This window comes from Variovorax sp. J31P179 (genome assembly GCF_030316985.1).
GTDB classification, from domain to species: domain Bacteria; phylum Pseudomonadota; class Gammaproteobacteria; order Burkholderiales; family Burkholderiaceae_C; genus Variovorax; species Variovorax ginsengisoli_B.
On the sequence record NZ_JASZYL010000003.1, the window covers coordinates 548,874 to 567,558 of the forward strand.

The window sequence follows — 18,685 nt, forward strand, 5'->3', positions numbered from 1 at the left end:
TCCCCGCATGTCTTCCCCCAAAGTGATTTTCGGCTTCCATGCCGTCGGCGTGCGCATCAAGACCGCGCCCCAATCGGTGATCGAGGTGCTGTTCGATGCCAGCCGGCGCGATGCGCGCATGCGGCAGTTCGTCGCCCGCGCCCAGGAGGCCGGCGTGCGGCTGGTCGAGGCCGATGGCCTGCGCCTTTCGAAGCTGAGCGGCAGCCATGGCCACCAGGGCGTGGCTGCGCGCGTCGAGCCGGTCGCCCAGACCCATTCGCTCGACGAACTGCTGGAGGGCCTGGAAGCCGCGGGCACGATGCCGCTGCTGCTGGTGCTCGACGGTGTGACCGACCCGCACAACCTCGGCGCCTGCCTGCGCGTCGCCGACGGCGCCGGCGCCCACGCGGTGATCGCGCCGAAGGACCACGCCGCCGGCATCAACGCCACCGTGGCCAAGGTGGCAAGCGGGGCGGCCGAGACGGTGCCGTATTTCATGGTGACCAACCTGGCGCGCACGCTCAACGAACTCAAGGAGCGCAGCATCTGGTGCGTCGGCACCAGCGACGATGCGCCCGGCACGCTCTACCAGAGCGACCTGCGGCGCCCGCTGGCGCTGGTGCTGGGCGCCGAAGGCGAGGGGATGCGCCAGCTCACGCGCAAAACCTGCGACGAACTGATCAGCATCCCGATGGCGGGCGCCGTGGAAAGCCTCAACGTGTCGGTGGCGAGCGGTGTCTGCCTCTACGAGGCGATGCGGCAGCGGCTGGCCCCGGCTACAGGCTGAAGAAACGCATCACGACCTCGGCGGGGTGCCGCACCCCGACGCCGACGAACATGCGGTCGGTGATCCAGCCCAACGTCTTCGAAGCGGTCTCGAAGCGCGGGTGGCAGCGGAAGTAGACCTGGGCCGGGTCGACGGGTTCGCCACGCAGCAGCGCGGCCATGACCTCGGCCGGTGCCGAGCGCACCGCATGGTTCTGGACGTAGATCAGGTCGCCGGCATCGGTCTCGAGGCCGTAGCGGGCGTCGAGTTCGGACAAGGTGTCGCTGACGATCAACTGGAAATCGGTGCCGCCGGGCAGCACGCGGGCGGTCCAGCCGTCACCGCGGGCTTCGCCGCCGGTGATCGGCACCAGGCGGCGCATGCCGCGCGGGCCGCGGCTCAGGACCTCGGGCCTGCCGACCTCGACCCGGAGATCGGCGAAAAGGGCAAGCGTGGGTGGGGCGAGGGGATCGTGGGGATTCATCCCGCAAGCGTATCGCGGATGCGGGCCCGGCGGGTCAGGACGGGTCCTTGCCGCGAGTGCGGCCGACGCCGCTGAAGATGCCGATGCCCAGCAGGATCAGGGCGCCGATGCCAATGTAGAGCGAGGGCACGCCGGCGACCGAGGCGGCCCAGCCCACGCCGGCCAGGAAGATCAGGAAGCCGATCATGTAGAGGGCGAAGGACATGGTTGTTGCTCCGGGTCTGGGATGTGTGGGAATCGGCCCAGTCTGCCTTCGTCCGAGCCCGCAGGCGGCGGCCGCGGCCGCCAATCCGTGTCGGAGGGAGCCTACCGTTCAGCCGGGGCGGCCGGCTCGGCGCTCGCCGCGTCCAGCGCCGCGATGGTCTCTGGCGACAGTTGCAGCGCGGCTGCCGCGACCAGTTCCTCCAACTGCTTCATCGAGGTCGCGCTGGCGATCGGCGCCGTGACCGCCGGCCGCGCGATCTGCCAGGCGATTGCCACCTGGCCCGGGGTCGCGCCATGGGTCCTGGCGGCGGCGTCGAGCGCGTCGAGGATGCGCAGGCCGCGAGCGTTCAGGTATTTCTTGGTGGTGCTGCCGCCGCGCGCGCTTTTCGCGGCATCCGCCGGGCTTCGGTACTTGCCGGTCAGGAAGCCGGCGGCGAGCGCATAGAAATTGATCACGCCGACGCCGCGCGCAAGGCACAGGGGCTCGAGCGCCTCCTCGAAGACCGCCCGGTCGTAGAGGTTGTACAGCGGCTGCAGGCTCTCGTAGCGCGGCAGGCCCTGCTTCTCGGCCACGTCAAGCGCCTCGGCCAGCCGCGGGGCGCTGAAGTTCGAGGCCCCGATCGCGCGCACCTTGCCGGCCTTGATCAGCGCCGCGAAGGCTTCCGCGGTGTCGGAAAGCGGCGTGTCCGGGTCGTCGTCGTGGGATTGGTAGAGGTCGATGCGATCGGTCTGCAGGCGCCGCAGCGACGCATCGACGGCTTCGTGGATGTAGGCCGGCGACAGACCCTTCTTGCCTTCGCCCATCGGCTTGCCGAGCTTGGTCGCGAGCACCACGCGGTCGCGCTTGCCGCTCTGGCGCAGCCACTTGCCGATGATGGTCTCGGATTCGCCGCCGCTGTGGCCGGGCACCCAGCTGGAATAGACGTCGGCGGTGTCGATGAAATTGAAGCCGGCGTCGAGCCAGGCGTCGAGCAGCCGGAACGACAGCGCTTCGTCGACGGTCCAGCCGAACACGTTGCCGCCGAAGGCCAGCGGGGAAACCTGGAGGCCCGAGCGGCCGAGGGGTCGGAGTTGCATGAGGAGGAAGCCTTGAAAAAGAGGTTCAGACGAAACCCAGGGCGCCCAGCAGCGCCCCGGCGCCCAGCAGCCACAGCAGGTGGATGCGGGTGCGCCAGACGATAAACGTGGCCACGCCGCTCAGCAGCCACAGGTGCCAGGCGGGCGCGTTGCCAGCATGGTTTCCGCCCGCCAGCACCCAGCCGGTGGCGACCAGCAGGCCGATGACGATCGGCGCCATGCCCTGCTTGAAGGCGCGCACGCCGCGCCGGGTGCGGTTGCGGTGGCCCCAGCGGGTGGCAAAATAAGTCAGGGTGGTGCTCGGCAGCATGATGCCGACCATGGTGATCGCGAGGCCCAGCAGGCCCAGCAGCCAGGCCTGCAGGCCGGCCCCGATGCCGCCGCCGGCATTCAACCCGACGTTCCAGCCCATCAGCGCCACGAACAGCACGTTGGGGCCCGGCGCGGCCTGGGCGATGGCGACCGAGGAACTGAACTGGGCGTCGGTCAGCCAGCGGTGGTCGCTGACCAGGAAGCGGTGCATGTCGGGCACCGTGGTGATGGCGCCGCTGATCGACAGCAGCGAAAGCATCAGGTACTGGGCGAAGAGCGCGAGCCAGTCCTGCCAGTGCATGACGATGGTCATGGCGCGATCTTCCGCCAGGTCCAGGCGCAGGCCACGCCCCCGACCACCAGCAGCACCCAGCCGAGCGGGATGCGGCCGAACGCGATCGCGGCGAAGACCACGGCGACCAGCACCAGGCAGGTGGCGAAGCCCAGCGGATGCCGCCGCAGCTGCGGTATGAGCTTGATGCCGGTGGCGGCGATCAGCCCGCCCGCCACCGCGCCCATCCCGCGCAGCGCGCCGGCCACCTGCGGGTTGCCGGCGTAGTGGGCATAGAGCACCGCCAGCACCAGGATCACGGCCAGCGGCACGGTGAGCATGCCGGCCACCGCCGCGATCGCGCCGCGCAGCCCAAAGTGGCGGTCGCCGATCATCAGCGCCAGATTGATCACGTTGGGGCCCGGCAGCACCTGGGCGACGGCCCAGTCCTCGAGGAATTCGTCGGGGGTGAGCCAGCGCTTCTTTTCGACCATCTCGCGCTGGACGATGGCCAGCACGCCGCCGAAGCCCTGCAACGCCAGCCAGGTGCAGGAAACGAACAGGTCGCGCGGGGATTGGGGGCGCGGGCGGTCGGTCGCCGCCGGCGCAGGGGTAGATGCGAGATCCATGTGGGGCGATTATCGTGGGCCGTGCCGCCGCCGAGGCGCACTGTCCCACGTGCCGCCGGCCAAGTTGCTGCCAAACTCCCGCCCATGAACGCACGCTCGCTCTTCCAGCTCTGCAAGGATTCGGTCGCCTCGTGGCGGGCCGACTACGCCCCCAGCATGGGCGCCGCGCTGGCCTACTACACGGTGTTCTCGGTCGCGCCGTTGATCCTCATCGTCATCTCCGTGGTCGGTCTGGTGTTCGGCCGGGAGGCGGCCCGCGGCGAGATCTTCGAGCAGCTCTCGGGGCTGATGGGCGCCGACGGCGCGCGAGCGGTGCAGTCGATGCTCGAAGCCCTCAACAAGCCGACCCAGGGGGTGGTCGCCACCGTGGCTGGCCTCGGCCTGGTGGTCGTCGGCGCCACCACGGTCTTCGGTGAGCTGCAGGACGCGTTCGACCGCATCTGGCGGGCGCCGGTGCGCGACGCGGGTGGCGGTGTGCTGTCGCTGCTGCGCACGCGGCTGCTCTCGTTCAGCATGATCATGGGCATCGGCTTCCTTCTGATCGTGTCGCTGGTGGTCAACGCGGCGCTGGCGGCCCTGGGCGAGTGGTGGGCGCCGATGTTCGGCGGCTGGGCCACGCTGGCGCAGCACGTCAATTCGGCCTTCGGCTTCGTGATCGTGACGATCGGCTTCGCGATGATCTACAAGGTCATGCCGCGGGTCAGGGTGCAATGGCGCGACGTCTGGGTGGGCGCCGCGGTGACGGCGGTGCTGTTCACGGTCGGCAAGTACCTGATCGGCCTCTACATCGGCACCACCGGCGTCGCCTCGGGCTATGGCGCCGCCGGCTCGCTGGTGGTGGTGCTGGTGTGGGTCTATTACTCGGCCCAGATCTTCCTGCTGGGCGTCGAATTCACCTGGGTCTACGCCCACGCTTACGGGTCGCTGAAGGGCGTCCCCCGGCCGGCGCCGGGGCGTTCGCCGATGCGGCCCGAAGAGGGGACGCGGCCGGCCGTGGGCGGGTCCGCCGACGGTTAGAACTCTTCCCAGTCGCCCGCCGCCGACACGGCAGAAGCGGGCGTCTGCTTGCGTGGCGCGGATTCCTCCCTGGCCGGCTTGGCCTTGGCCTGCAACCGCTTCGCCGGTGCCGCGGCCGGCGAGCGCGAGGCCTGCGATCGGTCCAGCTTGAACACACCGACCGCGCGCGACAGCTGGCTCGCCTGGTCCTGCAGCGAGCCCGCCGCCGCGGACGCCTCTTCGACCAGCGCCGCGTTCTGCTGGGTCACCTGGTCCATCTGCGTGATCGCCTGGTTGATCTGCTCGATCCCCGAGGTCTGCTCCTGGCTGGCTGCCGTGATCTCGCCCATGATGTCGGTCACCCGCTTGACGCTGTCGACGATCTCTTCCATCGTCTTGCCGGCTTCCGCCACCTGCTTGCTGCCTTCCTCGACCTTCTCCACCGAGTCGCCGATCAAGGTCTTGATTTCCTTGGCCGCCGCCGCCGAGCGCTGCGCCAGGCTGCGCACTTCCGACGCCACCACCGCGAAGCCGCGGCCCTGCTCGCCGGCGCGTGCGGCTTCCACCGCCGCGTTCAACGCCAGGATGTTGGTCTGGAAGGCGATGCCGTCGATCACGCCGATGATGTCCACGATCTTGCGCGACGAGGCATTGATCGAGCCCATGGTGTCGACCACCTGGCTCACCACGCTGCCACCCTTGACGGCGACTTCGGAAGCCGAGACGGCGAGTTGATTGGCCTGGCGTGCGTTGTCGGCGTTCTGCTTCACCGTCGAAGTCAGTTCCTCCATCGACGCGGCCGTTTCCTCCAGCGAGCTCGCCTGCTCTTCAGTGCGCGACGACAGGTCCTGGTTGCCCGTGGCGATCTGGCCCGAGGCCGTCGCGATCGTATCGGTTCCCTCGTGCACCTCGCCGACGATCTTCACCAGGCTGTCGTTCATCTCCTTGAGCGCCTGCAGCAACTGTCCGGTCTCGTCGCGCGTGCCCGCCTCGATACGGCTGGTCAGGTCGCCGCCGGCCACCGTTTGCGCCACCTGCACCGCGCGGCCCAGCGGTCGGGTGATGCCGACGGCGAGCCGCCATGCGCACAGTCCGCCCAGGCCGAGCACCGCCGCGCCGAGGGCGAGCAACAGGTTGCGGCTGGCCCGGTAGCTGTCGCCGATCCGGACCACCGTGCCGTCGATCGCGCGCCGCTGCATCTCGAGCAGGTGCTGGACGTTGTCGAGATAGACCTTGGCCGCCGGCATGAACTGGCGGTCGAGCGCCCGGTTGGCTTCCTCCATCGTGCCCTGGGCCTTGGCCTTGACCACGGCGTCGCGCCCTTCGAGGTAGCTGGTCCGGACTTGCTGGAATCCCGCCCAGAGCGATTTCTCTTCGTCGCTGACCAGCAGCGGTTCGATCTGCTTCTGCAGTTCCTGCGCCTCCTTGGTCGAGTTCGCGCTCTCCTCGGCGAAGAAGGGGCCGAGCGACGGGTCGGCGCTCTTGGCGATGGCGGTGGTGCGGCGTACGCCGACCGCCACCAGCCGATACCAGTCGCTGATCAGCCGCTCCTTGGCCAGCGGTTGGGCGGTGATGGCTTCGGCGGCCGCCGTCACTGCCTGAAGGCGCCAGATGCCAAGTGCCGTCATCAGCGCCATCAATGCCAGCACCAGGCCGAATCCAAGGCCCAGGCGGGTGCCGATCTTCCAGTGTTTCACGTGCGTTCCTCGTTGCCGGCCACGCTGGCCGTTCGAGGAATATCGGCAGACGGGCGCGAAACTGAAGGCCCGGCCCTCCGTTCAGCCCGTGAAGCCGCCTTCGTCCAGGAAGCGCTGCTCCTCGGCCGTGGTGATGCGCCCGAGCGCCGCGTTGCGGTGCGGGAAGCGACCGAAGCGCGCCACGATGTCGCGGTGCAGCACGGCGAAGCGCTGCGTGTTGGCGTCGAGCGAGCGGTTCAGCGCGACCGAGCGTTCCTGGTCGGCCAAGGCCTCGGAGTGCATGAAGGGCAGGTAGAAAAACGGGCGCAGCGCCGGCTCGACCTGCTGGTCGAAGCCTGCCCGGACCGCCGCCCGCGCGATCGCCAGCGCCTTGCCGTCGGTCGCAAACATGTGTCCGCTGCCGCGCCAGGCGTTGCGCGGCAGCTGGTCCAGCAGCACCAGCAGCGCCAGCGCGCCTTCGGCGTCGGCCGCCCAGTGATCGAGGCCACCGGTGGCGGCGAGGTGGTGCGCGGCCTCGAAGCGGGTCTTGAAATCGGCATCGAAGGCGTCGTCCTTGGCGAACCAGCGGCGCGGGCCGGCCGCGCGCCAGAAGGCCGTGACGGCACCGGGGGAGGGAAGCTCGGTCATGGGGCGGATGATGCCATCGAGGCGGGCCAAAGTCGGGGTGGTGGCCGACAGCGCGCAGCCCCGTTGCTGCCTAAGCTGCGTGGATCACAACCAGATGGAGATCAGCATGACCCGATACCGACAACTCTTGCGCCTGGCACTCGTCGCGGGCGTCACGACCGCGGCCTTGGCCGGCTGCGGCATGATGTCGAAGTCCAGCACCGCGAGCTTCAGCGGTGCCATGAACGCGGCCAGCGAAGTGCCGCCCAACATGACGCGCGGCAGCGGCATGGCCGAAGCCTGGCTCAACAAGGACACCAACGTCCTCAAGTACAAGATCACCTACGAAGGCTTGAGCGGCCCGGCGACGGCGGCCCATTTCCATGGGCCGGCCACCGCGGGCGCGAATGCCGCCGTGGTCCTGCCCTTCGCGTCGCCGGCCAGCCCGATCGAAGGCCAGGCCACGTTGACGCCGGCCCAGGCGGCCGACCTGATGGCCGGCAAGTGGTATGCCAATGTCCACACGGCGGCCAATCCGGGTGGCGAGATCCGCGGCCAGATGCTGCCGAAGATGTGAGCCTGCACGCCTCATGGAAACCGACGACGACACCAAGCCTCCGGCCGCGCCGGAACTGCGCAGTTCGTACCTGGAGGAAAAGGCCTTCAAGTCGCGCACGCTGCTGATCTTCGGATCGATCACCGATGCCGTGGCGGCCGACGTGACGCGACGGCTGATCGCGCTCGACGCCGACAGCCAGGCGCCGATCGACATCCTCGTGAGCTCGCCGGGCGGCCACCTCGAATCGGGCGACGCGATCCATGACATCGTGCGCTTCATCAGTGCGCCGGTCCACATGATCGGCACCGGATGGGTCGGCAGCGCCGCCACGCACCTGTTCCTGGCGGCGCCGCGAGAGCGCCGCGTCTGCCTGCCCAACACCCGTTTCCTAATCCACCAGCCGAGCGGCGGCGCCGGCGGGCAGGCCACCGACATCGCGATCCAGGCGCAGGAGATCGTCAAAGCGCGCGAGCGAATCGCCCACGAGATCGCGCGCGAAACCGGCAAGCCGCTGGAGGAGGTGCTGGTGGACATCGAGCGCGACCGCTGGCTGTCGGCCCAGGAAGCGGTGGCCTACGGGCTGGTGTCGCGGATCATCGAGCGGAAGACCGAGTTGCGCACTTAGTCGTCCGCGGGCGGGACGCTGCGAGGGCTGGCGCTTGGTGTCAAATGGCGCCATGACCGCCACCAAGAAGCCTCGCACCGCCGCTCCTCCCGCTCGTCCCCGCGTCGACATCACGACCGCTCAAAAGGCCCTTGTGCTGCAGGGCGGGGGCGCCCTGGGCGCCTACCAGGCCGGCGTCTATGCGGGCGTGTTCGAGAAGCACAAGAGGCTCGACTGGGTGGCCGGTGTCTCGATCGGTGCGGTCAACGCAGCCTTGATCGCCGGCAACCCGCCCGAGCGGCGGGTCGATCGGCTGCGCGAGTTCTGGGACCTGGTGTCGTCGGGGCCGACACAGCGCCTGCCGGCTTGGTGGGGCGGCGACCGCGCGGCACTGAACCAGTGGAGCGCCGCCGCGGTCGCGATGTTCGGCGTGCCGGGCTTCTTCGAGCCGCGCCGCACGCCGGCGCTGCTGCTGGGCGGCTCGGCGCCGCTCCTGAGCTACTACGACACCTCGCCATTGAAGTCGACGCTCGAACGGCTGGTCGACTTCGACCGCATCAACCACTGCGAGACCCGCTTCAGCGTCGGTGCAGTCAACGTGCGCACCGGCAACTCGCTGTACTTCGACAACACGCTGCAGCGCATCGGCCCCGAGCACATCATGGCGAGCGGCGCGCTGCCGCCCGGCTTCGCGCCGGTGCACATCGACGGCGAGGACTACTGGGACGGCGGCATCGTGTCGAACACCCCGCTGCAGTACGTGCTGGACATGCACCCGCGCAGCGAGTCGCTGATGGTGCTGCAGGTCGACTTGTTCAGCGCCCGCGGCGCGATGCCTCGCACCCTGGCCGAGACCATGGAGCGCCAGAAGGACATCACCTATTCGAGCCGCACGCGCATGAACACCGATGCCCTGGCCTCCAACATGAACCTGCAGCAGGCCATCGCCGACCTGATCGGCAAGCTGCCCGCGGCGCTCCAGAAGGACCCCAGCGTGCAGGCCGTCTGCGGCCAGCTGAACCACGAGCCGATCGAGATCGTGCACCTGATCTATCGCGACAAGCCCTACGAGCTCGACTCGAAGGACTACGAATTCTCGCGCGCCTCGGTGGACGAGCACTGGGACGCTGGCCTGCGCGACATCCGCAACACGCTGGACCACCCCGAATGGCTGCAGAGCGCCTCGCTGCCGAATGGCGTCACCACTTTCGACCTGACCGAGCCGAATGCGCGCCGGGTGCGCCATCCGATGGCGCTGCCGCAGGTGCCCGCTGCGCGATGAACGCGATCAGGCTGCCTTAAGCCTGGCCGCGCAGGCTTGGCGCACGGGCACGCAGATTGCACGCAGATCCATCAACCTCTTCACTCCAAGGAAATCCCATGCAGCTCAAGGACAAAGTCGCTTTCATCACCGGCTCGGCCAGCGGTATCGGCAAGGAGATCGCCATCGTCTTCGCCCAGGAGGGCGCGAAGATCGTGATCGCCGACCTCAACAAGCAGGCGGCGGACGCCACCGCCGCGGAACTCAAGGCCAGCGGCGCCGAGGCCATCGGGGTCGGCGTCGACGTCACCAGCGAGGAGCAAGTCGATGCGGCGGTCGAAGAAGCGGCCAAGGCTTTCGGCGGGATCGACATCCTGATCAGCAACGCGGGCATCCAGATCGTCCATCCGGTCGAGGAGTTCAGCTTCGCCGACTGGAAGAAGATGCTGGCGATCCACCTCGACGGCGCCTTCCTGACCACCAAGGCCTGCCTCAAGCACATGTACGCCCAGGGCCGCGGCGGCAGCGTGATCTACATGGGCTCGGTGCATTCGAAGGAAGCCTCGCTGCTGAAGGCGCCCTATGTCACGGCCAAGCACGGCCTGATCGGGCTGGCCAAGACCGTGGCCAAGGAAGGCGCCAAGCACAACGTGCGCGCCAACGTGATCTGCCCGGGTTTCGTGCGCACGCCGCTGGTCGAGAAGCAGATCCCCGAGCAGGCGAAGACCCTCGGCATCACCGAGGAGCAGGTGATCAAGAACGTGATGCTCAAGGAGACGGTGGACGGCGAGTTCACCACCACCGACGACGTCGCGCGCGTGGCGCTGATGTTCGCCGCCTTCCCGACCAATGCGCTGACCGGCCAGTCGCTGGTGGTGAGCCACGGCTGGTTCATGCAGTGAGCGTGAGCCCTTCATGGAGCTGAGGCAGCTGCGCTACTTCGTGAAGATCTGCGAGCTGCGCAGCATGGGGCGCGCGGCGCTCGAACTCGATCTTGCGACCTCGGCCCTGAGTCAGCAGATCAGCCGCCTCGAGAGCGAGCTGTCGACCCGCCTGCTGCAGCGCAGCTCGACCGGCGTGACGCCGACCGACGCGGGGCTTGCCTTCTTGCAGCAGGCGCAGCTCACGCTGCGGCATGCCGATGAAGCGGTGCGGGCCGCGCAGCAGGCGCGGCTGTCGGGCCACGTCAGCATCGGGCTGCCGCCGACCACCGCCTCGGTGCTCGGCGTGCCCTTGATGCAAGCCATGCGGGAGCGCTATCCGGAGGTCAGGCTGCACCTGGTGGAGTCCTTGTCGGGGCACCTCGGGGCGATGCTCAATGCGCGCCAGCTCGATCTGGCCGTGCTGTTCCAGACCGACGTGGCGCGGCGCTGGAGCGTGCTGCCACTGCTCGACGAAAAGCTGTTCGTCATCGGCCGCGCCGACCTGCCCGGCCTGCCGACCGGGCGCCAGGTGCGCCTGGCGCGCCTGGGCGAACTGCCGCTGATCATGCCGAGCGCCTCGCACGGGCTGCGCGCCACGCTGGAGGCGGCCTTCGCGCGGGCGCGGGTCGCGCCGCGCGTGGTGGCCGAGATCGACGGCCTGGCGATGCTGATGGACGCGGTGCGGGCCGGGCAGGGCGCCACCATCCAGCCGGGCGCGGCGACCGCGCGGCTGGCCGACGAGCGCCTGGTGCAGGTGCGCATCGCCGATGCGCAGGTCGGCCGCCGCAACCTGCTGGCGAGCCTGTCGGACGACGAACTCTCGCCCGCGGCGCTGGCCGCCCGCGTGGTGCTGGCCGATGTCGCGCGCAGGCTGGTGCGCGAAGGGCGCTGGGCCGGCGCCACCCTTCACGAAAACTGAAGACCCCTTGCGCAGGGCGCGCTTTCGCGCGGCGCCATGGTTGCCTAGAGTCGAGCTCCTCACGAGGAGACTACTGAAATGATCGATGTCCTGGTCGTCGGCGGCGGCAATGCCGCGCTGTGCGCCGCGCTGATGGCGGTCGAGGCCGGCGCCAGCGTGCTGCTGGTCGAGGCCTCGCCGCGCGAATGGCGCGGCGGCAACTCCCAGCACACCCGCAACCTGCGCTGCATGCACGACGCGCCGCAGGACGTGCTGGTCGAGGCCTATCCCGAGGAAGAGTACTGGCAGGACCTGCTCAAGGTGACCGGCGGCCAGACCGACGAGCACCTGGCCCGCATCGCGATCCGCGCTTCGTCGTCGTGCCGCGACTGGATGCGGCGGCATGGCGTGCACTTCCAGCCGCCGCTGTCCGGCGCGCTGCACGTGGCGCGCACCAACGCCTTCTTCATGGGCGGCGGCAAGGCCCTCGTCAACGCCTACTTCCGCAGCGCCGAGCGGCTGGGCGTGCAGGTCCGCTACGAGACGCCGATCGTCGCGATCGAACTCGACGGCGATCGCTTCGTGGCCGCACGCACCGCAAGCGGCGAGCGCATCGAGGCCCGAAGCTGCGTCCTCGCGGCGGGCGGCTTCGAGTCCAACCGCGAGTGGCTCATCGAGGCCTGGGGCGTGAATGCGCGCGGCGAGCGGCCGGCCGAGAATTTCCTGATCCGCGGCACCCGCTTCAACGAGGGCGTGCTGCTCAAGGCCATGATCGACGCCGGTGCTGATTCGATCGGCGATCCGACGCAGGCCCACATGGTGGCGATCGATGCCAGGGCACCGCTCTATGACGGCGGCATCTGCACGCGCATCGATTGCGTGTCGCTCGGCGTCGTCGTCAACCGCGATGCGCAGCGCTTCTACGACGAGGGCGAGGACTTCTGGCCCAAGCGCTATGCGATCTGGGGCCGGCTGGTGGCGCAGCAGCCGGGCCAGATCGGCTGGTCGATCATCGACCGCAAGGCGATCGGCCGTTTCATGCCACCGGTTTTCCCGGGCACGGTGGCCGACAGCCTGCCCGAGCTCGCGCGCAAGCTGGGCCTGCCGGAGGCAGCCTTCGTCGACACCATCGCCGCCTACAACGCGGCCTGCCGGGTCGGCACCTTCGACCACACGGCGCTCGATGACTGCCACACCGAAGGCCTCGCGCCCGCCAAGACCCACTGGGCGCGTCCGATCGACGCGCCGCCGTTCTACGGCTATGCGCTGCGGCCCGGCGTCACCTTCACCTACCTGGGCCTGAGGGTGAACGACCAGGCCGCCGTGCACTTCGGCGGCCGGCCGAGCCCGAACCTGTTCGTGGCCGGCGAGATGATGGCCGGCAACGTGCTCGGCAAGGGCTACACGGCCGGCGTCGGGATGGCGATCGGCACCGCATTCGGCCGCATCGCCGGCACCCAGGCGGCCAAGGCCGCCATGAAGGAGACGACCCATGCAGCAGCTTGATGCGCTGACCCGGGAGGCCGTGGCGCTGGCGGGCGGCGGGGCGCGGGTGATCCCGATCCTGAGCGTGCCCGAGGCCGAGGTGGGCCGCCAGATGCAGATCTGCAATGCCTGCCGCTACTGCGAGGGCTTCTGCGCCGTGTTCCCGGCGATGACGCGACGGCTCGAATTCGGCCAGGCCGACATCCACTACCTCGCGAACCTGTGCCACAACTGCGGCGCCTGCCTGCATGCCTGCCAGTACGCGCCGCCGCACGAATTCGCGGTCAACGTGCCGCGCGCGATGGCCGAGGTGCGCCGGCAGACCTATGCGGACTATGCGTGGCCGCCGGCTTTGGGGCGGCTCTACCAGCGCAATGGCCTCACGCTGTCGGTGGCGCTCGCGGCGGGGCTGGCGCTGTTCCTGATGCTGGCGGTGGCGCTCAACGGCACGCTGTGGGGCGGCCGGCTGGAGGGCAACTTCTACCGCCTGTTCCCGCACAATTTGCTGGTCGGCCTGTTCGCGCCGGTGTTCCTGTTCGTGGTGTTCGCGCTGGGCAAGGGTGTCACGCGCTTCTGGCGCGAGCTGACGCCGGCCACCAGCGGCGCGCCGTTGAGCGCGCCTGCCGCGGCCGAAGCCACCCAGGCCGTGCTGCGCCTGAAGTACCTCGACGGCGGCCACGGCGAAGGCTGCCACGACGAGGACGATGCGTACACGCTGTCGCGCCGGCGCTTCCATCATTTCACCTTCTACGGCTTCCTGTTGTGCTTCGCCGCCACCAGCGTCGCGACGCTCTACCACTACCTGTTCGGCTGGCATGCGCCGTACGACCTGCCGAGCCTGCCGAAGCTGCTCGGCGTCGTCGGCGGCGTCAGCCTGATGATCGGCACGGCGGGGCTCTGGCGGCTCAATCGCCGGCGCCATCCGCTGCAGGGCGATGCGGCGCAGAAGCCGATGGACCTGGGCTTCATCGCCTTGCTGTTCCTCACCAGCGCGAGCGGACTGGGGCTGTGGCTCGGGCGCGGAACGCCGGCGCTGGCGCTGCTGCTGTGCCTGCATCTGGGCGCGGTGATGGCGCTTTTCGCCACGCTGCCCTACGGCAAGTTCGCGCACGGCATCTTCCGCACTGCGGCGCTGCTGCGCCATGCGGTCGAGAAGCGGCTGCCGAATCCGGTCGGCCTCGGTGCCGACTGAAAAACAACTCGAATCGACAACTGGCAAGGGAACCACGATGAACAAACGACACCTGCTGCGCGCCACCACTTCGGTCGCTGCTTCGCTGCTGCTGGCCGGCCTCGGCCAGGCGCAGGACTTTCCGCCGAACAAGCCGGTGACCCTGGTGGTGGGGTTCGCCCCGGGCGGCGCGGCCGATGCGGCGGCGCGCCTGATTGCCAGGAAGCTGGGCGAGAGCATCGGCCAGAACGTCGTGGTCGACAACAAGGCCGGTGCCGGCGGCAACATCGCCCATCAGTTGGTGGCGGCCGGGCCGGCCGATGGCTCGATGCTGCTGTTCGGATCGATCGGCCCGCTGACCATCGCGCCGCATGTGATGAAAGTCCGCTACGACCCGTTCAAGGACCTGGCCGCCGTGTCTGGCGGCGTCAACTTTCCTAACGTGCTGGTGGTGAACAAGGGTGTGGGCGTGAAGACGCTGGCCGAGTTCGTGGCGCTGGCGAGGAAGAAGCCCGGCAGCATCGATTTCGCATCCACGGGCGCCGGCTCGGCCTCGCACCTGGCGGGCGAGCTGTTCAACCAGCGCGCGGGCATCGACATGGTCCACGTGCCGTACAAGGGCGGCGCGCCGGCGCTGCAGGACCTGCTGGGCGAGCGCGTCGCCTCGTATTTCTCGGCGCCGCCGACGGCGCTGCCGCAGGTCGAGGCCGGCAACCTGATCCCGCTCGCCACCACCGGGTCGACCCGGCCGGCCTACATGCCGAACATCCCCACGGTGGCCGAGTCGGGCTACCCGGGTTTCGAGGCCTTGAACTGGTATGCCTTCGTGGCACCGGGCAAGACGCCGGCGGCCATGCTCGACCGCTGGAACCTGGAGATCGTGAAGGTGCTGAACGATCCGGGCGTCAAGGAATCGCTCGACAAGCATGGCCTGACGCCGCAGCCGACCACGCGGGCCGAGCTCACGGCCTTCATGCGCAAGGAGGACGCCAAGTGGGGCGGGATCGTGCGCGAACGCAAGATCACGGCCGATTGAGGATGACAACGAGCTTTTCGATTCGATGCGGCTTGTGGGCTTGGGTGAGCTGGGGCGGGCTCACGCCGACGGCGTGCTCTGCTCCGCGAATGTCCCCCGGCCTCCGGCCTCCTCCTTTATTTCGCTGCGCAGAACACACCATCGGCGTGAGCCGTCAAGTCGGTGGTTGATCCTCGGCACGCGCCCCGGCCGCCCGCCTCGAATTTCAACAACTTCAATTCGTTGGCGCGGCGAGCTTGAGCTCCCAGGTCTCGCCCACCAGCTGCTGCCCGAAGCCCTCATAGGGCTCCGACTTGACGAGCTTGAAGCCACGCGCCGCATAGATGCCGCGTGCCGCAGTGAGGCAGCTGTTGGTCCACAGCACCAACTTCCTGTAGCCCTTGTTGCGGGCGAAGGCGATGCACTCATCGGTCAGGCGGGCGCCCAGACCAAGCCCGCGGGCCTTCGGGCTCAGGATCAGCATGCGCAACTGCGCGGTCGTGGGCGACTTGCGCACCACGAAGACCGCGCCGACCCGCTCGCCGTTCAGTTCGGCGATCCAGCAACGCTCCCAGCCGGGCTGGAACTTGCGCAGGAACTGGCCGGCGATGTCGGCCACCAGCGCCTCGAACTCGCTGTTCCAGCCGTATTCGCGGGCGTAGATCTCGCCGTGCTGCTGCACGACCCAGCCGATGTCGCCCGGCGCCGGATCGCGCAGCACGGCGGCCTGGGTCCGGGCGGGCGGCTGAGCAGCCGGCTCGAGCAGCGCCTGCAGCGTGCCCATCGCGTCGATCAGCTGGCGCCGCTCGGCAGGGGGCAGCGGGGCAAGCAGGGCGCGGGCCTCGTCGCGCGACTTCTGCTGCAGCGGCGCGAAAACCGCGTGGCCGGCTTCGGTCAGGGCCAGCAGGCTTTGGCGCGCATCGCGCGGGTGGGGCCGGCGCTGCAGCCAGCCCTGCGATTCGAAGCGGCGCAGGATCCGGCTCAGGTAGCCGCCGTCGAGGTGCAGATCGCGGCCGATCTCGCTGGCGACCGGCTCCGCCCGGTGCGCCAATTCGTAGAGCACGCGGACGTCGGTCAGGGACATCTCGCTGCCGAGGTAAGGGTCGAGGATCCCGATCGTGCGGGTATAGAAGCGGTTGAAGCGGCGGATCGCCTTGACCTGGGCGACCTCCGGATCGGGGAGGGTGGCGGCTGACATGGTTGCCATTGTCATTTAATTGATTGACAAAAGCAATCACTTGAAAGGCCTCGGCCTGGGTTGCCTTTGCCCTTTAGGGCGACAGATCCAATGGAAAACCCTAAAATCGCGGGTTGCCCACCACGGGCCCACCCGGCCCGCAGGCCTGCGCGGCAAACCTTGTCGCATACCCTCGATGAACGCCCCCGTTGACGTCTCCTTTTTCGCGCGTGCCGCCAAGCCGCTGACCAGCTACCGCAAGTACTGGGCGGCCCGCTTCGGCACGGCGAAGTTCCTGCCGACCACACGCGCCGAGATGGACGCTCTCGGCTGGGACAGCTGCGACATCATCGTGGTCACGGGCGACGCCTATGTCGACCATCCGAGCTTCGGCATGGCCGTGATCGGCCGCATGCTCGAGGCGCAGGGCTTCCGGGTCGGCATCATCGCCCAGCCCGACTGGCAGAGCGCCGACCCGTTCAAGGTGCTCGGCCGCCCGAACCTGTTCTTCGGCGTCACCGCCGGCAACATGGATTCGATGATCAACCGCTACACGGCCGACCGCAAGGTGCGCAGCGATGACGCCTACACGCCCGGCGACGTCGGCGGCCGGCGGCCCGACCGCGCGGCCATCGTCTATTCGCAGCGCTGCAAGGAAGCCTGGAGCGATGTGCCGATCGTGCTCGGCGGCATCGAAGGCTCGCTGCGACGCATCGCGCACTACGACTACTGGCAGGACAAGGTGCGGCGCTCGATCGTGGTCGATTCGAAGTGCGACCTGCTGCTGTACGGCAACGCCGAGCGCGCGATCGTCGAGATCGCGCACCGCCTCGCCGCGCGCGAGCCGGTGCACCAGATCACCGACGTGCGGGGCACCGCCTTCGTGCGCCGGGAGACGCCCGAGAGCTGGTTCGAGATCAACTCGACCAGCGTCGACGAGCCCGGCCGCGTCGAGGCCCACGTCAACCCGTACCTGATGGTGTCGGAACAGGCCAAGGCCAACGGCGCGACCTGCGCCAAGGAAGACGAGGCGCAGGCCGTCGCCGCCGCCGCCGAATCCGCCGGATCGGTCAACCCGGCCATCAAGCCGCTCAAGTTCGTTCCCAATCCGGCCTTGCAAAGCCGCGAGCGAATCAAGGTGCCGCCGCGCGACCGTTCGGTGATCCGGCTGCCCTCCTACGAGCAGGTGCGTGCCGACCCGGTGCTCTATGCCCACGCCAACCGGGTGCTGCACCTCGAGACCAATCCCGGCAATGCGCGTGCATTGGTGCAGGCGCACGGCGAAGGCACGACCGCGCGCGATGTCTGGATCAACCCGCCGCCGATCCCGCTCACCACGGCCGAGATGGACCACGTGTTCGACCTGCCGTATGCGCGCAGCCCGCATCCGCGCTATGCCGACGAAAACGGCAGCCACGACGGCGCGACGAAGATCCCGGCCTGGGAGATGATCCGCTTCAGCGTCAACATCATGCGCGGCTGCTTCGGCGGCTGCACCTTCTGCTCGATCACCGAGCACGAGGGCCGCATCATCCAGAGCCGCTCCGAAGAATCGATCATCAAGGAGGTCGAGGCGATCCGCGACAGCGTGAAGGGCTTCACCGGCACCATCTCCGACCTCGGCGGGCCGACCGCCAACATGTACCGCATCGGCTGCAAGTCGCCCGAGATCGAATCGGCGTGCCGCAAGCCCAGTTGCGTGTATCCGGGCATCTGCCCGAACCTCAACACCAATCACGACCCGCTGATCAAGATCTACCGCCGGGCGCGCGCGCTCAAGGGCATCAAGAAGATCCTGATCGGTTCCGGCCTGCGCTACGACCTGGCCGTGCAGTCGCCCGAGTACGTCAAGGAACTGGTGCAGCACCACGTCGGCGGCTACCTCAAGATCGCGCCCGAGCACACCGAGCAGGGGCCGCTCACGAAGATGATGAAGCCCGGCATCGGCAGCTACGACAAGTTCAAGCAGATGTTCGAGAAGTACTCGGCCGAGGCGGGCAAGAAGCAGTACCTGATCCCGTACTTCATCGCCGCGCATCCCGGCACCAGCGACGAGGACATGATGAACCTCGCGATCTGGCTCAAGAAGAACGGCTTCCGCGCCGACCAGGTACAGACCTTCTATCCGTCGCCGATGGCCACCGCGACCACGATGTACCACACCAACAAGAACCCGCTGCGCAAGATCACGCGCGAGAGCGAGACGGTGGACATCGTGCGCGGCGACAAGCGCCGCCGCCTGCACAAGGCCTTCCTGCGCTACCACGACGCCAACAATTGGCCGCTGCTGCGCGAGGCATTGAAGTCGATGGGCCGCGCCGACCTGATCGGCAACGGCAAGCACCACCTGATCCCGACCTGGCAGCCACTGACCGACGGCAGCTACCAGAGCGCCCGGCGCAAGAATTCGACGGTGGTCGCGGCCAAGCCCGCGGCCCCGGTCAAGGGCCGCATCCTGACCCAGCACACCGGCCTGCCGCCGCGTGACACCGGCGCCGGCCGCGCCCGGCCCGCCGCGGCCAAGCCGATCCGCAAGGGCCGCTGAGCGGCCGCTGGCGCGGTCGCTGTATC

Annotated in this window: 19 protein-coding genes; 11 read left to right on the forward strand and 8 right to left on the reverse strand. The window is 68.9% G+C overall.

Annotation, left to right across the window (positions count from 1 at the left end; translation table 11 throughout):
• The first annotated feature begins 7 nt into the window (after positions 1 to 7).
• On the forward strand, positions 8 to 766 hold the full coding sequence (rlmB, locus tag QTI17_RS10800; protein ID WP_286533033.1) for a 23S rRNA (guanosine(2251)-2'-O)-methyltransferase RlmB: 759 nt from the start codon (positions 8 to 10) through the stop codon (positions 764 to 766).
• Here the strand turns inward: rlmB and QTI17_RS10805 are convergent.
• From QTI17_RS10805 to QTI17_RS10825, 5 genes are all read right to left on the reverse strand, one after another.
• Positions 756 to 1,229 (reverse strand): DUF3237 domain-containing protein, encoded by a 474-nt coding sequence (locus QTI17_RS10805; RefSeq protein ID WP_286533034.1) that lies wholly within the window; start codon positions 1,227 to 1,229, stop codon positions 756 to 758. The genes rlmB and QTI17_RS10805 overlap by 11 nt on opposite strands.
• 34 nt (positions 1,230 to 1,263) lie before the next feature.
• The gene (locus QTI17_RS10810) at positions 1,264 to 1,434 is read right to left on the reverse strand and encodes a hypothetical protein (protein WP_286524069.1); all 171 of its coding nucleotides are present in this window, start codon (positions 1,432 to 1,434) and stop codon (positions 1,264 to 1,266) included.
• A gap of 101 nt (positions 1,435 to 1,535) precedes the next feature.
• Positions 1,536 to 2,510, reverse strand: a complete 975-nt coding sequence (locus QTI17_RS10815) for an aldo/keto reductase (protein WP_286533035.1) — start codon at positions 2,508 to 2,510, stop codon at positions 1,536 to 1,538.
• Positions 2,511 to 2,535: 25 nt separating this feature from the next.
• Positions 2,536 to 3,135 (reverse strand): chromate transporter, encoded by a 600-nt coding sequence (locus QTI17_RS10820; protein WP_286533036.1) that lies wholly within the window; start codon positions 3,133 to 3,135, stop codon positions 2,536 to 2,538.
• A complete protein-coding gene (locus QTI17_RS10825; protein WP_286533037.1) occupies positions 3,132 to 3,722 on the reverse strand; it encodes a chromate transporter in 591 nt (196 codons plus the stop codon). Before QTI17_RS10825 ends, QTI17_RS10820 begins: the two co-directional genes overlap by 4 nt.
• A gap of 84 nt (positions 3,723 to 3,806) precedes the next feature.
• Here QTI17_RS10825 and QTI17_RS10830 point away from each other — a divergent pair, with 84 nt between their 5' ends.
• Positions 3,807 to 4,739 (forward strand): YihY/virulence factor BrkB family protein, encoded by a 933-nt coding sequence (locus QTI17_RS10830; RefSeq protein ID WP_286533038.1) that lies wholly within the window; start codon positions 3,807 to 3,809, stop codon positions 4,737 to 4,739.
• On the opposite strand, the gene QTI17_RS10835 is transcribed toward QTI17_RS10830, so the two are convergent.
• Both QTI17_RS10835 and QTI17_RS10840 read right to left on the reverse strand, forming a co-directional pair.
• Positions 4,736 to 6,415, reverse strand: coding sequence for a methyl-accepting chemotaxis protein (locus QTI17_RS10835; protein WP_286533039.1), 1,680 nt, complete (start codon positions 6,413 to 6,415; stop codon positions 4,736 to 4,738). The two genes, QTI17_RS10830 and QTI17_RS10835, sit on opposite strands and share 4 nt — an antisense overlap.
• 81 nt (positions 6,416 to 6,496) lie before the next feature.
• Positions 6,497 to 7,042, reverse strand: coding sequence for a DUF924 family protein (locus QTI17_RS10840; protein ID WP_286533040.1), 546 nt, complete (start codon positions 7,040 to 7,042; stop codon positions 6,497 to 6,499).
• Between the two features lie 106 nt (positions 7,043 to 7,148).
• Between QTI17_RS10840 and QTI17_RS10845 the strand changes: the two genes are divergently transcribed.
• The 8 genes from QTI17_RS10845 (at position 7,149) to QTI17_RS10880 (ending at position 14,958) form a co-directional block, all read left to right on the forward strand.
• Positions 7,149 to 7,598 (forward strand): CHRD domain-containing protein, encoded by a 450-nt coding sequence (locus tag QTI17_RS10845; protein ID WP_286533041.1) that lies wholly within the window; start codon positions 7,149 to 7,151, stop codon positions 7,596 to 7,598.
• A gap of 13 nt (positions 7,599 to 7,611) precedes the next feature.
• Positions 7,612 to 8,205, forward strand: coding sequence for an ATP-dependent Clp protease proteolytic subunit (locus tag QTI17_RS10850; RefSeq protein WP_286533042.1), 594 nt, complete (start codon positions 7,612 to 7,614; stop codon positions 8,203 to 8,205).
• A 52-nt stretch (positions 8,206 to 8,257) separates the two neighbouring features.
• Complete coding sequence (locus tag QTI17_RS10855) at positions 8,258 to 9,466, forward strand: patatin-like phospholipase family protein (RefSeq protein ID WP_286533043.1); 1,209 nt, start codon at positions 8,258 to 8,260, stop codon at positions 9,464 to 9,466.
• Positions 9,467 to 9,564: 98 nt separating this feature from the next.
• The gene (locus QTI17_RS10860) at positions 9,565 to 10,347 is read left to right on the forward strand and encodes a 3-hydroxybutyrate dehydrogenase (RefSeq protein WP_286533044.1); all 783 of its coding nucleotides are present in this window, start codon (positions 9,565 to 9,567) and stop codon (positions 10,345 to 10,347) included.
• A 13-nt stretch (positions 10,348 to 10,360) separates the two neighbouring features.
• Positions 10,361 to 11,287, forward strand: a complete 927-nt coding sequence (locus tag QTI17_RS10865) for a LysR family transcriptional regulator (protein WP_286533045.1) — start codon at positions 10,361 to 10,363, stop codon at positions 11,285 to 11,287.
• 78 nt (positions 11,288 to 11,365) lie between these two features.
• On the forward strand, positions 11,366 to 12,772 hold the full coding sequence (gene tcuA, locus QTI17_RS10870) for an FAD-dependent tricarballylate dehydrogenase TcuA (protein ID WP_286533046.1): 1,407 nt from the start codon (positions 11,366 to 11,368) through the stop codon (positions 12,770 to 12,772).
• Positions 12,759 to 13,943 carry a tricarballylate utilization 4Fe-4S protein TcuB gene (gene tcuB, locus QTI17_RS10875; protein ID WP_286533047.1) on the forward strand — a complete coding sequence of 395 codons (1,185 nt, stop codon included), beginning with the start codon at positions 12,759 to 12,761 and terminating at the stop codon, positions 13,941 to 13,943. Before tcuA ends, tcuB begins: the two co-directional genes overlap by 14 nt.
• Before the next feature lie 37 nt (positions 13,944 to 13,980).
• The gene (locus QTI17_RS10880) at positions 13,981 to 14,958 is read left to right on the forward strand and encodes a Bug family tripartite tricarboxylate transporter substrate binding protein (RefSeq protein ID WP_286533048.1); all 978 of its coding nucleotides are present in this window, start codon (positions 13,981 to 13,983) and stop codon (positions 14,956 to 14,958) included.
• Between the two features lie 214 nt (positions 14,959 to 15,172).
• Here QTI17_RS10880 and QTI17_RS10885 read toward each other — a convergent pair whose 3' ends face one another.
• Entirely contained in the window at positions 15,173 to 16,144 is a 972-nt protein-coding gene (locus tag QTI17_RS10885; protein ID WP_286533049.1) for a bifunctional helix-turn-helix transcriptional regulator/GNAT family N-acetyltransferase, read from the reverse strand.
• A gap of 166 nt (positions 16,145 to 16,310) precedes the next feature.
• On the opposite strand from QTI17_RS10885, the gene QTI17_RS10890 reads away from it, so the two are divergent.
• Entirely contained in the window at positions 16,311 to 18,659 is a 2,349-nt protein-coding gene (locus QTI17_RS10890; protein ID WP_286533050.1) for a YgiQ family radical SAM protein, read from the forward strand.
• Positions 18,660 to 18,685 lie beyond the last annotated feature (26 nt).